Origin of the sequence: Amycolatopsis marina, from assembly GCF_900111885.1 — a bacterium.
In the GTDB taxonomy this organism is placed as follows: Bacteria; Actinomycetota; Actinomycetes; order Mycobacteriales; family Pseudonocardiaceae; genus Amycolatopsis; species Amycolatopsis marina.
In genome coordinates this window covers 19,542-34,263 of sequence record NZ_FOKG01000026.1, presented here as the reverse complement: position 1 = coordinate 34,263, position 14,722 = coordinate 19,542, and the positions used below count along the sequence as shown (strand labels likewise).

At 68.7% G+C, this 14,722-nt stretch carries 13 protein-coding genes; 4 read left to right on the top strand and 9 right to left on the bottom strand.

The features are described 5' to 3' along the window. Nucleotides 1-103: 103 nt before the first annotated feature. Both BM199_RS29010 and BM199_RS29005 read right to left on the bottom strand, forming a co-directional pair. Nucleotides 104-1,126, bottom strand: a complete 1,023-nt coding sequence (locus tag BM199_RS29010) for an iron-siderophore ABC transporter substrate-binding protein (protein WP_091678260.1) — start codon at nucleotides 1,124-1,126, stop codon at nucleotides 104-106. A 91-nt stretch (nucleotides 1,127-1,217) separates the two neighbouring features. Next, on the bottom strand, nucleotides 1,218-2,606 hold the full coding sequence (locus BM199_RS29005) for a lysine N(6)-hydroxylase/L-ornithine N(5)-oxygenase family protein (RefSeq protein WP_091678258.1): 1,389 nt from the start codon (nucleotides 2,604-2,606) through the stop codon (nucleotides 1,218-1,220). A 244-nt stretch (nucleotides 2,607-2,850) separates the two neighbouring features. Here BM199_RS29005 and BM199_RS29000 point away from each other — a divergent pair, with 244 nt between their 5' ends. After that, nucleotides 2,851-3,804: a methionyl-tRNA formyltransferase gene (locus BM199_RS29000; RefSeq protein WP_091678256.1), complete on the top strand. Its 954-nt coding sequence runs from the start codon at nucleotides 2,851-2,853 to the stop codon at nucleotides 3,802-3,804. Nucleotides 3,805-3,940: 136 nt separating this feature from the next. Further along, nucleotides 3,941-4,570 carry a class I SAM-dependent methyltransferase gene (locus BM199_RS28995; protein WP_245788865.1) on the top strand — a complete coding sequence of 210 codons (630 nt, stop codon included), beginning with the start codon at nucleotides 3,941-3,943 and terminating at the stop codon, nucleotides 4,568-4,570. Nucleotides 4,571-4,614: 44 nt separating this feature from the next. On the opposite strand, the gene BM199_RS28990 is transcribed toward BM199_RS28995, so the two are convergent. Together BM199_RS28990 and BM199_RS28985 are read right to left on the bottom strand one after the other, a co-directional pair. Then, nucleotides 4,615-5,523 (bottom strand): serine/threonine-protein kinase, encoded by a 909-nt coding sequence (locus BM199_RS28990; protein ID WP_091678303.1) that lies wholly within the window; start codon nucleotides 5,521-5,523, stop codon nucleotides 4,615-4,617. Nucleotides 5,524-5,560: 37 nt separating this feature from the next. Then, entirely contained in the window at nucleotides 5,561-7,336 is a 1,776-nt protein-coding gene (locus BM199_RS28985; protein WP_091678253.1) for an N-6 DNA methylase, read from the bottom strand. Between the two features lie 84 nt (nucleotides 7,337-7,420). On the opposite strand from BM199_RS28985, the gene BM199_RS28980 reads away from it, so the two are divergent. Both BM199_RS28980 and BM199_RS28975 read left to right on the top strand, forming a co-directional pair. Next, nucleotides 7,421-8,242: a PP2C family protein-serine/threonine phosphatase gene (locus tag BM199_RS28980; RefSeq protein WP_091678251.1), complete on the top strand. Its 822-nt coding sequence runs from the start codon at nucleotides 7,421-7,423 to the stop codon at nucleotides 8,240-8,242. A gap of 72 nt (nucleotides 8,243-8,314) precedes the next feature. Continuing rightward, entirely contained in the window at nucleotides 8,315-9,496 is a 1,182-nt protein-coding gene (locus BM199_RS28975; RefSeq protein ID WP_091678248.1) for a saccharopine dehydrogenase family protein, read from the top strand. Between the two features lie 76 nt (nucleotides 9,497-9,572). Here BM199_RS28975 and BM199_RS28970 read toward each other — a convergent pair whose 3' ends face one another. From BM199_RS28970 to BM199_RS28950, 5 genes are read right to left on the bottom strand one after another with little or no spacing between them, the layout of a single operon-like run. Continuing rightward, nucleotides 9,573-10,913 (bottom strand): ABC transporter substrate-binding protein, encoded by a 1,341-nt coding sequence (locus BM199_RS28970; protein WP_091678246.1) that lies wholly within the window; start codon nucleotides 10,911-10,913, stop codon nucleotides 9,573-9,575. Then, nucleotides 10,910-12,013, bottom strand: coding sequence for a branched-chain amino acid ABC transporter permease (locus BM199_RS28965; RefSeq protein WP_091678243.1), 1,104 nt, complete (start codon nucleotides 12,011-12,013; stop codon nucleotides 10,910-10,912). The genes BM199_RS28970 and BM199_RS28965 overlap by 4 nt, the downstream gene beginning before the upstream one ends. Beyond that, entirely contained in the window at nucleotides 12,013-12,891 is an 879-nt protein-coding gene (locus tag BM199_RS28960) for a branched-chain amino acid ABC transporter permease (RefSeq protein ID WP_091678240.1), read from the bottom strand. The genes BM199_RS28965 and BM199_RS28960 overlap by 1 nt, the downstream gene beginning before the upstream one ends. Before the next feature lie 51 nt (nucleotides 12,892-12,942). Then, complete coding sequence (locus BM199_RS28955) at nucleotides 12,943-13,710, bottom strand: ABC transporter ATP-binding protein (protein ID WP_091678237.1); 768 nt, start codon at nucleotides 13,708-13,710, stop codon at nucleotides 12,943-12,945. Then, nucleotides 13,703-14,536, bottom strand: a complete 834-nt coding sequence (locus BM199_RS28950; RefSeq protein WP_425425612.1) for an ABC transporter ATP-binding protein — start codon at nucleotides 14,534-14,536, stop codon at nucleotides 13,703-13,705. Before BM199_RS28950 ends, BM199_RS28955 begins: the two co-directional genes overlap by 8 nt. Between the last annotated feature and the right edge of the window lie 186 nt (nucleotides 14,537-14,722).

The following is a 14,722-nucleotide window of genomic DNA, read 5'->3' as shown; positions in this document are numbered from 1 at the left end:
CCTTCCATCCGGTCAAGGGCGCGGGATCACGATCCGCGTCGCCTCCGCGATCACCGGCCGGCCACCACGGTGACCGGCCGGTGCGGAGATCTCGGAAAACGCGTTACTTCACGGACTCGAGCATCGACACCACCTCGTCGATGGCGTAGGGAATGCTCAGCACGGTGTTGAACGACAGTGCCGCGCCGATGTCCGGGTTCTCGTAGGGCAGGAACAGGTCGCGGTTCTCCTGCACGACCTCCAGCTGCGAGTACAGCGGGTCGCCGGTCAGCATCTGCTCCGCGTCCGGTGTCGCCACCAGCCAGAGCAGCCGGTCGGCGTTCATCAGGTCCAGCCGTTCGAAACTGAAGTCCGCCACGGTCTGGTCACCGACGGCCTTCGTGAACGGCTCCGGGGAGGTGAAGCCCATCTCCGTGAGGAACACCATCTTCGGGTCGTTCGGCGAGAAGGCGGAGAACTTGCCCGGCTCGTAGGGCTCACCCACCACGGCGGTCAGCTCGGCCCACTCCGGGTGCTTCTCGCGCACCTGCGCGAACCGCTGGTCGATGCCGTTGATCAGTTCCTCGGCCTCCGCCGATTTGCCGAGGGCGGTGCCGATCGCCCGCGTCATGTCCTGCCACGGCGCCTGGTAGTCCTCGAAACCCTTGGGCTGCGCGACGACGGGGAACTGCTGCGAGAGGGTGTCGTACTGTTCCTTGGTCATCCCCGAGTACTGGGCGATGATCAGATCAGGATCGAGTTCGGCGATCTTCTCCATGTTGTACTCGTCGCGCTCACCGACGATCTCAGGTGGCTGGTCGCCCCAGAGTTCCTTGGCCCACGGCCATTTCCCGTACGGCTGCTCCTTGAACCAGTCGACAGCGCCGACCGGTTTGACGCCGAGCGCGAGCACGGCGTCCTGATCGGACAGTCCTAGGGTGACGACCCGCTTCGGCTCGGCGGGGATCTCCGTACTGCCGTACTTGTGCTCGACAGTGACGGGGAATGTGGCGTCGCCGGAGGGCGCACCCGCGTCAGCGGGCTCCTCGCCGGACGCGCCGCAGCCGGCCAGTACCGCGGCGAGCACGAACGCCAGCAGAGCCGCGGGCAGGCTCCGTAACAGCCGGAAGTGGGTTTTCGGGGACATGGTTCAACCTTTCGGGGAAACTCACGCGACGTGGACAACAGATCTCCGACACCCGCCTGCCCTCGCCGCGCGGAGGGGACGGGGATACCTCCTAGGTGGAGGCGCTACCGCTCACCGCATAGCGCGCCTGTGGCCCACGTGTCTCGGGGACCCCGGGCACCGCGGCCCGCTTGCTGTACAGAATGGACCGGAGGATCTCTCCGGATCGCACCGCGTTGTTGGACAGCAGGGAGGATGTGATGCCGTGCGTGTGCTCCGTGCCGCCACCCTGCAGGTAGATACCGGTTCGCACAGCGGCGTCGGTCCGGATGCGATAGTCCCGTTCGACGTCGAGCCTGCCGTGCTCGTCGCGCAGGCAGCGGCCTGCCAGTTCGCCCAGCAGGGGCAGCGAGTCGTCCGGCCGGTATCCGGTCGAATAGACCACGACGTCCGATTCGAGTTCCGTCCGCGCACCCGACGTGAGTGATTCGACGGTGACTCGCACGCCGTCCCCGGTCTCGGCCACCTCGACCGGACGGGACACGTTGAACAGACGCAACCGCTCCCGGCCGAGCACCCGCTCCCGGTACATGCGGCGGTACAGGTCATCGATCAGTTCGAGGTCCACGACCGAGTAGTTCGTGTTGGCGTGGTAGCCCATGATCCGCTGTTTCGTGTCCTCCGGCGCCCCGTAGAACTCGTCCACCGCGTCCGGGTCGAAGACCCGGTTGGCGAACGCGCTGTCGTCGGACGGGCTGTAGCCGAACCTCGAGAACACCGAGCACACTTCGGCACGCGGGAACCTGCCGTGCAGGAAGGCGGTCACCTCGGCGGCACTCTGGCCCGCGCCGATCACCACGAACCGCGACGCCGTGTCCTCGTCGATACCGTCGACCCGGTGCATGAGTTCCCGGTTGTGCCACACCCGGTCGGAGGTGGTCACCCCCTCGGGCAGGTTCGGCCGCAGACCGGTGGCCACCACCAGATTGCGGGCGCGGAACACCTCGCTGCGCCCGCCGGGGGTCCTGGTCTCCACGTCGACGTACAGCACCTCGTCGTCGCCGTCGGCCCGCACCGGCCGGACCGCGACGACCTCCTGGTCGTACGAGACGAGATCGTCCACCTGCGCGGCCGACCACTCGAAGTAGTCGTGGAACTCGACTCGCAGCGGGAACAGGTTCTTGTGGTTGACGAAGTCGACCAGCCTGCCCTTGCTGTGCAGGTAGGAGAGGAAGCTGAACCGGCTGGCCGGGTTGCGCAGCGTCACGAGGTCCTTCAGGAACGACACCTGCATGGTGGCGTCCTCGATCAGCATTCCTCTGTGCCACCCGAAACACGGCTGACGCTCAAGAAAGTGGGCGGTCACCGTGTCGCTGCTGCCGGGGCCCGCGGCCGCGTTGTGCTCGGTCAGCGCGATCGCCAGCGCGAGGTTCGAGGGCCCGAACCCCACCCCGACGAGGTCGTATACCGGTGTCTCGTGGTCGAGAAATACCTGTGCCATACCTGTCCCATCGCGCGGCAGCGCCGCTTGTCCGTCTCGGTGCCTGCCCCGGCGGCCTCGCACGGACGGCTCCCGCGCAGCACACGCCGTTCAGACCGAGGAAACCCTAACCTAACTTAGTGCGCCCTCAGTTAGTACTTTCGAGGGTGATGTTCGTCCCCACGGCGAACATTGCTTAAGAAGGCAAGCCTTGCTTTACTAGCCCGGTTTGCCGGGGCCGTGATCGCGAGATGAGGAGGGGCCCATGCGGGTCGTCATGTTCGGGTACCAGACGTGGGGGCATCGGACCCTGCGTGCGCTGCTGGACTCGGAGCACGAGGTGGTGCTGGTGGTCACCCACCCGAAGTCCGAGCACGCCTACGAGCGCATCTGGTCCGACTCGGTCGCGGATCTGGCCGAGGAGCACGGCGTCGAGGTTCTGCTGCGCAACCGGCCCGACGACGAGGAGTTGATGTCCAGGCTCAAGGAGGCAGACCCGGACCTGATCGTCGCGAACAACTGGCGTACCTGGATCCCGCCGGAGATCTTCACGATGCCCCGCCACGGCACGCTGAACGTGCACGACTCGCTGCTGCCCGCCTACGCCGGATTCTCGCCGCTGATCTGGGCACTGATCAACGGCGAGTCCGAAGTGGGCGTGACCGCCCACATGATGGATGCCGAACTCGACGCGGGCGACATCGTCCTCCAGCGCGCGGTAGCGGTGGGCCCGCGCGACACCACGACCGACCTGTTCCACAAGACCGTCGACCTCATCGAGCCCGTTGTCACCGAGTCCCTCGCCCTGATCACTTCGGGCCGGGCCGAGTGGACCCCGCAGGACAGGTCGAAGGCGAGCTTCTTCCACAAGCGTGCCATCGAGGACAGCCGGATCGACTGGTCCTGGCCCGCGGCGGACATCGACCGGCTGGTCCGCGCCCAGTCCGACCCCTATCCCAACGCGTTCACCTTCCATCGCGGCGAGCGTCTGCGGATCGTTCGTGCCTCGGTGTCCGAAGGCCGCTACGGCGGTACGCCGGGCCGGATCTTCATCAAGGAGGGCGACGCGGTCGTCATCGTCGCGGGCGCCGACGCTCGGTTCGGCCGCAACCACGGCCTGGCGATCGAGCGGGTCCGCACGGAGGACGGTACCGAGTACGCCGCGGCCGACTACTTCACCACCATGGGCGGCTACCTCACCACCCACCCCCGCCCCTGACCGGAATTCGTCTGTCTCGATCAATTCCGGGTGCGAGGGCTGGTCGGCGTCGCCGGGCGCTCGCTCACCCCTCGCGCCCACTACCGTCCGGCAGCAGAATCGGCATGAATTCCTCTCGACCGAAAGGAGCTGCCGGGTGTCCTCCGCGAAGCAACTGGCGCGCTTACGCCGCTACTGGGACAAGCATTCACGCAACTATGACCGGCAGATGGGATTCGCCGACCGGAAGTTCTTCGGCGACACCCGGCAGTGGGTCTGCGGGCAGGCACACGGCCGCGTGCTCGAAGTCGCCGTGGGAACCGGCCTGAACCTGCCGTTCTACAGTGACGACGCGACGGTGACCGGTGTCGATCTCAGCCCGGCCATGCTGGAGCAGGCCCGCCTGCGGGTCGAGGAGCTCGGACGCCCGGTCGACCTGCACGAAGGTGACGCACAGCGGCTCGAGTTCCCGGACGACTCCTTCGACACCGTGGTGAGCACCTTCTCGCTGTGCGCAATCCCCGACGAGCGGGTCGCGATCGCCGAGATGCGGCGGGTCCTGCGCCCTGGTGGACGACTGGTGCTGGCCGACCACGTGGTGAGCACCTCGGCACCCGTCCGATTGATCCAGCGCCTGCTCGAACTGGTCTCCATTCCACTCGGCGGGGAGCACTTCCGGCGCAGGCCGATCAACGACGTGACGGCACAGGGCTTCGCGGTGGAACGCCAGGAGCGCTTCAAGCTCGGCATCGTCGAACGGCTTGTCGCCCGCAAACCGGGACCGTGAAGCACGGCAGTCACACCGGAGGAAACTCGTCGACGGTTTCCGCTTCAGCCGTCGAGACCGGGGTCGAGCAGCCTGCCCGCCATGTGCGTGTACATCCGGGCGGGGCTGGGCCGCGCCACCGGATGCAGGAAGCCGGGCAGCATCGGCAGCTCCACGGCGAACGGCGCGAGCCTGCGGTACAGCTCGGTGGCATCGCGCGGCCGTTTCGCCGGGTCCTTCTCCAGGAGCTCGCGCAGCACGCAACTGAGCCCGGCGGGCAGCCCCGGGACGTCCGGCGGGGGTTCGTGTACCTGCTTCTCGAACACCGAGAACGCCGTGGGGCCGGTGAACAACTGCTCGCCGGTCAGCAGTTCGTACAGCACACAGCCGAGTGCGTACAGGTCACCCGCGGGGCCGGAGACACCACGCTGGATCTGCTCCGGCGGCATGTAGGCAGGCGTGCCGAGGATCTGTCCCGCCCTGGTGAAGCGCGCGACGTCGACCTCGCGCAGGATCGCGAGACCGAAGTCGAGCACCTTCACACCGCCGTCGGGGCAGAGCATCAGGTTGGTCGGCTTGAGGTCGCGGTGGCAGATACCGAGTTCGTGCGCCGCCGCCAGCACGGCGCACGCCTGGGCGGCGATCGCCGCGGACCACGCCACCGGCACCGGACCGTGCTCCCCCACCAGATCGTCGATGGTGACACCCTCGATGAACTGCAGCACCTGGAACGGCCTGCCCTCGAACGTCCCGAAGTCGTGCAGCACCGGCGCACCCGGATGCTCGAGGCGGGCAAGTATGCGGGCCTCCCGGATGAACCGCCGCTCCAGGTCACCGTCCGGTCCACCGGGCAGCGCGAGGAACTTCACCGCGACGGTGCGGTCGAGATGCCGGTCGTGGCCCCGGTGCACCGTGCCCATCCCGCCCCTGCCGAGGGGAAGCTCGTCGAGTTCGTATCGCTCGGCGATCAGCAGCACAAACACCTCACTCGCCGGTGGGACCGCACCATGCTCATTGTGGGCCGAGGTGTCCGGTGACCAGGCCTTCGCAGCCTAGCCGGAGCAGCCGTTGCCCCGCCTCAGCCGCCTCCCGGGTCGCGTCGGCCACGACCTGCAGCTCCCTCATCGCCGCGCCGTACCTTCGCTGCTCCGCCAGCGAAAGGCTGGGCAGCCGAATCCGCCTCGGATCGATCCTGCTCGACAGACCTGGCGACTTCGCCGTCGCGGTCCGCAACACTCCCGCGAGGAACTCGGGGTCGACCCGCTGGGGATCGACGCGGTAGCGCGCGAGCGAAGGACCGAGCACGGCCGCCTCCGACACCACCCGGACCGCACCGGAGGGCGAAGCGACGACATCCCCGGCGCGAACCTCGACAACATCGCTGTCCGTGCCGTCCCCCGCGCCGGTCCGCCCGCTGGCCGCGCATCCCACGGCCACGTCCCCCGCCGTCAGCATCGGACCATGCCCGGCCACGGGCGCCGTCCCCGGCGGGGCGTACCGGACTCGCACGTGTCCGGCCGCGATGAGGTCCGCGACGGTCGTCGAGGCCTGTGGCCCGGGTCCCTGCAGCTGCTCGAGTTCCGGTACGGCGGGTCGCGTCGCTCCCCTGAGCCGGTCGGCCGCCGTGTTGAACTCCCGCACGAGTTCGCCGTCGCGTCGTGTGCTCATCGCGCGCGCGGGGCTCAGATCGACGTCCTCGTCCAGCAGATCGATGATCCGCACCGCACCCGCCGCCGCGGAATCCTGCCGGAACCGGACCCACGCGTGCTCCACCGCCCGCAGGTCTCCGTCGTACTCACCGAGCAGGATCCGCGAGGGCGGTGGCGCCCCGGGCTCGGGCCTGCGCAACAGCCACAGATCGGGCCCGCTCGCACCGAGGCCGAGAACGGCGAGCAGCGCACCGGCGCGCAGGAGGTTGCCCCGGATACGCCTGCCCGGCCGCCGGCTCGCCGCGGCGGTCGGCATCAGGATCGCCACCGTCCCACCGGGACGCACCTTCGCGAGACAATGCTGCACCCACGCCAGTTCCGGCTCACCCCGGGGCGGCATCCCGTACTCCCAGCGTGGATCTCCCGTGAGATCGTCGAATCCCCAGGACCGCTCGTTGAACGGCGGATCACACAGCACCGCGTCGGCGAGCGTGCCCGCGAACGCATCCGCTCGCAGCGAATCCCCGTCGACGATCCGCGCCGGAATCCCACGGAGTTCGAGGCGGGTCGCGGCGATGCGCGCGGCCGCTCCGCCGACTTCCTGACCCAGCGCGGTGATCCGGCCCGCCGCCAGCAGGAGAGTGCCGACACCGCAGGCCGGGTCGAGCACTGTCGCCCCTTCGGCACACGCCAGCCGCGCCATCAGCACGGCCACCTCGTGCCTGGTGATGTCAAGCCCGCGGGAGTGCGCCCGGAAGTAGCGCGCGCACAGTTCCTCGAACGCCATGGCGGGACCGCGCTCGGCCGACAGGTCCCCCAGCGCGCCGTCCACGCGGGCACCGGGCGCACCCGCGCGTAGCCGCTCACCGGCCTCGGCGACGAGCTCGCCGAGCCGCAGGTCGTCGCCCGCCGCCCGGATCTCCTGCCAGGCGCGGTCCGCGGCCGAGAGTTGGAACGGTTTGCCGTTGCGCCGCAGCCAGGTCTCCACCTCGGTCAGGGAGAACAGCGGGCTGGACGCGGTGCCCCCGACGGGCCGCGGGAAATCCTCGTGCCTGCGGCGCCAGTTGCTCACCGCCGCCCGCCCCACGTCCACCAGCCGAGCGATCTCGCCGGCGTTCACTGTCCCGTCCTGACCCATGACACAGGAGCCTAGTTCACAAGTCTCAGACTTTCCACAGCACTTCTGCTTGTGAACAGAATCAACCACTGATTTACTGCATGCATGACACCTCCCCGCGTTCCCCGGCTCGACTACGCCGCCGCCTCCGACCCTGGGCGACGGCGGTCCCGCAACGAGGACTCCGCCCTGGCAACTCCTCGCCTGCTGGCCGTGGCCGACGGTATCGGCGGTCAGCCGCACGGAGAGATCGCCAGCGCTGTGGCCATCACCGAGCTCGCGGGCAGAGCCGTTCCGTCCATCCCGGACGGCATCACCGCCGACGCGGGGGCGCGGCTGCTCACCGAGACGGTGTCGGGCATCGCGGGCACCCTCACCGACCTCGCGCGCGAGCACGAGGACCTCACCGGGATGGGCTGCACCATGACCACACTGCTCTGGCACGGATCGGGATTCGTGCTGGCGCACATCGGCGACTCCCGCGCATACCTCCTTCGCGGCGCCGAGCTACGACGACTCACCAGGGATCACACGCTGGTCGAACAGCTGGTCGCGGACGGCCAGGTGACAGCAGAGGAGGCCGCCCACCATCCCCGGCGGTCCATGCTCATGCGGGCACTGCTCGCGGGTGACGGCGGGGAACCGGACGTGTCGGTGCACGACTGCGTTCCCGGCGATCGCATTCTCCTGTGTTCCGACGGGGTGACCTGCGTGCTCACCGACGACACGATCCAGGACACGCTGGCCGAGGGCGCGGAGCCGGAGCCCACACTGCGGCGGTTGATAGAGCGGGCGAACGAACTCGGCGGCCCGGACAACATCACCGCCGTGGTGGCCGATGTGCGGGAGGCGACGGCCGGACCCTCGGCGTCCGGTCCCACGCTGCTGGCCGGTGCCGTGACCGAGGTGACCATTCCCGGCCGGTGATCATGCGGGGCCAAGCCCCGACAGCCTACGATCCGGGTGCGGACGCCCTCGAGACACAAGGAGCCGTACTCCATGCCCGACAACCGCACCTACGATCTGGTTCTGTTCGGTGGCACGGGGTTCACCGGAGGGTTGACCGCCGAGTACCTCGCCCGCACGGTCCCTGCCGGGGCGGCCTGGGCACTGGCAGGGCGCAACAGGACCAAGCTCGAGCACCTGCGCGACCGCCTCACCGCGATCGATCCCGCATGCGCGGATCTGCCCCTGCTGCACGCCGACACCGGCGAGCCCGCGTCACTCCGGACGGTCGCCGAGGCGGCCAAGGTGATCATCACCACGGTGGGTCCCTACTCGGACCACGGCGAGCCACTGGTGGCGGCCTGCGCGGCAGCCGGCACCGACTACGTCGATCTCACCGGGGAGCCGGAGTTCGTCGACCGCATGTACCTGCGCCATGACGCGACAGCCCGCCGCAGCGGCGCCCGCATCGTGCACGCCTGCGGTTTCGACTCGATCCCCTACGACCTCGGCGTGCTGTTCACGGTCGGTTACCTGCCGCAGGACGTGCCGATCACCGTGAGCGGTCAGGTGCGGGTCAACGCGGAGTTCTCCGGCGGCACCTACTCATCCGCGCTGACCGCGTTCTCCCGGCCGCTGGCAATGGTTCGGGCGGCACGGGAACGGGCGCGCGTCGAACCCCGCCCCGACCGGCGCCGCGTGCGGACCCCGCTCGGCAAGCTCCACCGTGACAGCACGACGGGCCGCTGGGTGGTCCCGATGTCCTCTTTGGACCCGCGAATCGTCGCTCGCTCGGCTCGGGCGCTGCCACGCTACGGCCCCGACTTCACCTACCACCAGTACGCCTCGGTCAAGCGGTTGCCGACGGTGGCGCTCGCCGGGGCGGGCCTTGCCGCGCTGGCGTTGCTCGCACAGATCCCGCCTGCGCGGGACGCTCTCGCGAGAATCCGGAAGCCCGGTGCGGGCCCGAGCCCCGAGCGCAGGGCGAGATCCTGGTTCTCCGTCCGGTTCACCGGGGAGGCAGGTGGCACCCGCGTGGTCACCGAAGTCTCGGGCGGCGACCCGGGATATGACGAGACCGCACGGATGCTCGCCGAGTCGGCGCTGTGTCTGGCCTTCGACGACCTGCCCGAGACCGCGGGACAGGTCACCACAGCGGTAGCGATGGGCGATGCGCTGCTGCGCAGACTCACCGAGGCAGGGCTCAGCATCCGCGTACTCCACGACAACCGCTGATCCGACTTATGAACAAGAAGCCCGCAGCCGGGGCTGTGACCGGCAAGCGGCCCGGCCACAGCCCCTCCCTGGCTGGTCAGCCCACCGGCTGCACGTCCGGAATTCCGTTCTCCGGCGGCGGCGCGTGCTCGGCGGTGTGCTCGGTGATCTCGGCGTCACCGTTCCCGGTCACCAGCACCGGCGTGAGCTCCTCGGTCGTCACACCCTTGATCCGCGCGACCTTCACACCCGATATTCCGGCATGGGACTCCCCCGAGTACCGGAAGGGAGCGAGGCCGGGCCCCTGGAAGTCACCGCCTGCCTGCTCCACGGCGTTGACGATTCCTTCCCTCGTCGGGTTGGCTCCGGCCGCCTGCAGCGCCTGCACGAACGTGTAGGCCTCGGCCATTCCGTAGATCCGGTAGTTGGTCAGTTCACCCTCTCCGCCGTGAGCGTCCCATACCTTCTGCCAGAGCTGGGTCCACGGATCGTCCGTCGCGTCCACTCCGGACAGGTATTCGGTGGTGATCGCACCGTCGAGCATTGCGGAGTCGGTGACCTTCCCCTCGGAGAACTTGCTCAGCAGCGAGCCGACCAGAGCCGGGTCCGAACCGACGTTGCTGTAGATCCACTGTGGATCGTAGTTGAGGCGCAACGAGGTGAGCTGGCTCAGTGCGGTGTAGGACGGCACATTGAAGCCGATGACGAGATCCGCCCCGGCCGCCTGCAGTGCCGCGATCTGTGGTGCGACGTCCGTGTTTCCCGGCGCGTAACGCTCGGCCGCGACGATCTGGTCGTCTATGTATCGTCGCACCCCCTTCTCGCCGTCGTCGCCGAAGTCGTCGTCCTGCAGGAACAGTCCCACCTTGGCGTCGGGCAAATTCTCCCGCACGTACTGACCGATGATCTTTCCCTCGACCTCGTAGTCCGGCTGCCAGCCGAACGTCTGCGGATTCTCCTGCGGCTGGTTCCACAGCAGCGAACCCGACGAGACGAAGAGGTCCGGCACTCCGGAGCTGTTCAGGAAGTCGAGCACCGCGCTGTGCGTGGGCGTGCCGAGGCCGCCGACCATCGCGAAGATCTCGTCCTGCAGCACGAGCTCGTTGGTCACCTGCGTGGTGTTCGTCGGGTTGTAGGCGTCGTCCTTGTAGACGTACTCGATCGTCCGCCCGTGGACACCACCGTTGGCGTTGACGTAGTCGAAGTACGCCTTCGCGCCGGTCGGGATCTCGCTGTACCCGGGCGCGGCGACCCCGGTCAGCGGGAAGTGGGCGCCGACCTTCACCGACTCGGCCGTGATGCCGACGTCGGAGGCCTCTCTTCCACCCCCCGTTCCCTCATCGGGGCGGCCGCCCGCGCCACAGGACGCGAGGACCACCGCGGCTGTGGTGATCAGGCCCGCCACCCACCGGCCACGACGTCGCACGACTCTGCTCATCTGCTACCTCCTGATTCAACGTCCCCGACGGGTTCAGTGGTTGTGGCTGTCCCACCCCGGCTGGCCGGCTTTCCGCGCAGCCGCCGCAACATTCCGACGGCTCCGCCCGGCGCGAGCACCATGACCGCCACCAGCACGACGCCGTAGACCAGGGGAGCCAGCTGCGCCGCCTGTACGTCCGAGAGCCCGGCGCCGGTGCCGATTCCGGTCACCGCGGGAGGCAGGAAGACCAGCAGCGCGCTGCCGAGCAGCGCTCCGGTGAGACTTCCGAGTCCACCCACCACGACCGCGGTGAGCAGGGCCAGCGAGAGCACGATCGTGAATCCGCTCGGCGCGGCCAGCCTGACCACCATGCCGAGCACCGATCCGGCGAGCCCGGCGCAGGCTGCGCTGACCACGAACGCGAGCACCCTGGCCTTTCCGAGTTGGATCCCGGATAGTTCGGCGGCGATCTCGTCGTCGCGCACCGCGCGCCACATCCGCCCGTACCTGCTCGCGATCAGGTTGGCCAGCAGCAGAAGGACGACGAGCAGGGTGATCCAGCCGATGTAGGCGAGGTACTTCGCCGGGCCCGCTTCGTTGGCCGAGAGGAAGTAGACGGCGTCGGCGAACCAGTCCGGGGTGCGCGGGGCGTCGACGCGCAGTCCCTGCTCCCCGCCCAGTGTCCCGTCGAAGTAGATCGCGATTCCCGGCACGCCGACGGCCAGCGCGAGCGTGGCTCCCGCGAGATAGGGACCGTGCAGCCGCGAGGCCGCCGCGCCGACGACGATGCCCACGATCGCGGTAGCCGCGGTGGCGAGCAACATCGCCAGGGGGAACGGGATCGATCCGGTGGCCAGCAGCAACCCGGTCGTGTAAGCGCCCACTGCCATCAGCGCACCGTGACCAAGTGAGATCTGCCCGTTGAGTCCGGTGAGGACGGTAAGACCGGCCGCCGCGATGGCGTAGTACGACATCGTGGCGAACTGCGAGTTCCGGAACGGAGTGGTCGTCTCCAGCACGACGATCACGAGGAGCAGACCGACGAGCACCAGCAACAGGTGCCGTCCGAGCACCGAGGACGGGAGGCGGCGGCGCACGGCCGTGATGACGGGGCCCATCACACCTGCCTCGCTGCCGTGCTGCTGAACAGTCCCCTTGGCCGCACCAGCAGCACGGCCACGAGGATCGCCAGTGCCGCCAGGGCCACCAGCTCACTTCCGAGATAGCCGCTCACATAGGACAGTGCCAGTCCCATGATCAGTCCGCCGACGACGGCTCCGACCGGGCTGTCCAGACCGCCGAGCACCGCGGCGACGAAACCGTAGACGATCACCGCGTCCATGTAGGCCGGGAAGACCAGGTTCCCGCCTGCGATGAGCAGGCCGGCCAGTGACCCCACCACAGCGGCCAGCGCCCAGCCCAGGGTGAGCATGCGGCCTACCTTGACCCCGAGCAGCCGGGCGACCTCCTGATTGAACGCCGAGGCCCGCATACGCAGACCGACATCGGTGAACCGGAACAGGGCGACGAGCCCCGCCATCACGGCGACCACCGAGGCGATGACGAAGATGCTGTAGGGCGTGAACGCGATGTTGACCGAACCGATGGTGAAGCCACGGAGGTCGAACGGTGCGGGGAAGGACTTGAACGAGGCTCCGAAAAGGATGGCGGCCAGCGCCTGGAAGGCGACGAACAAACCGAGCGTGACGATCACGGCGTTGAGTTCGGGACCGCCCTCGACCGGCCGCATGATCACCCGTTCCACCGCGGCGCCGAGCAGCAGTCCGCCGAGCAGCGCCACGGCGAACCCCACCCAGTACGACATCCCGTTCTCCACCAGGGTGAGCGCAAGGTAGGTGGTGAACATCGCCATGGATCCCTGGGCGAAGTTGATGATTCTCGTCGAGCGCCAGATCAGCACGAGAGCCAGCGCGAAGGCCGCGTAGATCGCGCCCTGGCTGATCCCGCCGAGGGTGACGTTCAGGAACTGTTGCATCGTCTGCCGTGTCCTCCTTGAGCTCGCATCACCGAGCCGTGCCGGCGAGCACTAGAAACCGAGATAGGCGTGGCGCAAGTCGTCGTCGGCGGCGAGTGTCGAGGCCTCGTCCGCCGCGACCACCTCGCCGAGGTTGAGCACGAATCCGTCGTCGGCGATCGAAAGGGCGCTGCGCGCGTTCTGCTCGACCAGCAGAACCGTCACGCCGTCACGGTCGACCAGATCGCGCAGCAGGCCGAAGATCTGGGCCACGATCCGTGGTGCGAGCCCGAGTGAGGGCTCGTCGAGCAGCAGCACCTCGGGCGCCGACAGCAACGCACGACCGATCACCAGCATCTGCCGCTCCCCGCCGGACAACGAGTTCGCCTCGCGCCGCCGTCGCTGCTCCAGCGCGGGGAACATCTCGTAGACCGAGTCCAGGTCGTGTGCACCATCCCCCCGCGCGGTGCCGAGCAGCTCACCGAGCCGGAGGTTCTCCTCGACGGTGAGTTCGGTGATCACTCCCCGCCCTTCCGGGACATGGGCGACCCCCGCCATGGCGATGGCCTCCGCGGACAGTCCGGTGAGATCACGGCCGCCGAGGAACACACCGCCGCTGCTGCCGCGGACCAGCCCGGACACGGTACGCAGCAGCGTGGTCTTACCCGCGCCGTTGGCTCCGAGCACGGCTGTGATGCGCCCGCGGCGGGCTGTGATGTGCACGTGGTTCAGCGCGACCACCGGGCCGTAGGAAGCGCTGAGGTCGCGAATCTCCAGTTCGCCGTGCTGATTGCCGGAAGTCGCGGGCGCGTTCCAGGTGCCGGTCGCGTTTTCACTCATCCTGGTCTCCCCGCCGGGCCTGCTCGCCCAGGTAGGCATCGATGACTGCGGGCTCGTTGCGAACCGCGTCGGGCGAGCCGTGCGCCACGACCTTGCCGAAGTCGAGCACCGTGATCCGGTCGCAGATCGACATGACCAGGTCCATGTGGTGGTCGACGAGGATCACCGCCATCCTGTCGGTGAGTGCGCGGACGAACTCGCCGAGCTCGACGATCTCGTCGTGGCCGAGCCCGCTGGCCGGTTCGTCGAGCAGCAGCAGATCGGGCGCCGCGGCGAGCGCCCTGGCCAGTGCCACCTTCTTCTGCACCGGATAGGGCAGGCTCGACGGCATCCGGGAGGCGTAGGACTCGACCCCGACCTCCCGCATCGCACCGCGCGCGGACTCGCGCAGCCCGCGCTCGTCAGCGGCGGAGCGGGGCAGGGCGAACAACGCGGAGGTGAAGCCGGACCTGTGGAACCGGTCCGCGCCGACCATCACGTTCTCCAGCACCGTGAGCCCGGCGAACAGCCCGACCCCCTGCAGGGTCCGCGCGATTCCCATCCCGCTGAGCTGGTGTGGCCGCAGGTCGGCCAACTCCCGCCCACCGCGGTACAACGTTCCGGAATCCGGCGCGACGAAGCCGCAACAGACGTTGAACAGGGTGGTCTTTCCCGCGCCGTTGGGTCCGATCACGCCGTGTATCTCGCTGGGCGAGGCGGCGAGTGACACATCGTCGAGTGCGGTCAGGCCACCGAACCGGACGCTGATCCCACGTGCTTCGAAGAGTGGCGGGGATTCCCGCACCGTGGTCGAGGTCTGCGTGTCGGATCGATCCGGCAACGTCACAGCCGCGCCTCCCGCCATTGGTGAGTCACTTGGCACGGACACCAGGGGTGCGATGTGTCGTGGAACACCCCGGCCCGATAGGTCCATAAGACTGATGCGCGGCGCCCAATCTGGGCCATAGGCGGAGCGCCCAAAGATGCAGGCGATTTCTGGGCTCGGCGCCCGGACTGGTGGACGCCGCACCAG

Coding starts and splice junctions, on each gene's coding strand:
- BM199_RS29010 (WP_091678260.1), bottom strand. CDS start 1,126: ATGTCCCCGAAAACCCACTTCCGGCTGTTACGGAGCCTGCCCGCGGCT.
- BM199_RS29005 (WP_091678258.1), bottom strand. CDS start 2,606: ATGGCACAGGTATTTCTCGACCACGAGACACCGGTATACGACCTCGTC.
- BM199_RS29000 (WP_091678256.1), top strand. CDS start 2,851: ATGCGGGTCGTCATGTTCGGGTACCAGACGTGGGGGCATCGGACCCTG.
- BM199_RS28985 (WP_091678253.1), bottom strand. CDS start 7,336: ATGGGTCAGGACGGGACAGTGAACGCCGGCGAGATCGCTCGGCTGGTG.
- BM199_RS28980 (WP_091678251.1), top strand. CDS start 7,421: ATGACACCTCCCCGCGTTCCCCGGCTCGACTACGCCGCCGCCTCCGAC.
- BM199_RS28975 (WP_091678248.1), top strand. CDS start 8,315: ATGCCCGACAACCGCACCTACGATCTGGTTCTGTTCGGTGGCACGGGG.
- BM199_RS28970 (WP_091678246.1), bottom strand. CDS start 10,913: ATGAGCAGAGTCGTGCGACGTCGTGGCCGGTGGGTGGCGGGCCTGATC.
- BM199_RS28965 (WP_091678243.1), bottom strand. CDS start 12,013: ATGGGCCCCGTCATCACGGCCGTGCGCCGCCGCCTCCCGTCCTCGGTG.
- BM199_RS28960 (WP_091678240.1), bottom strand. CDS start 12,891: ATGCAACAGTTCCTGAACGTCACCCTCGGCGGGATCAGCCAGGGCGCG.
- BM199_RS28955 (WP_091678237.1), bottom strand. CDS start 13,710: ATGAGTGAAAACGCGACCGGCACCTGGAACGCGCCCGCGACTTCCGGC.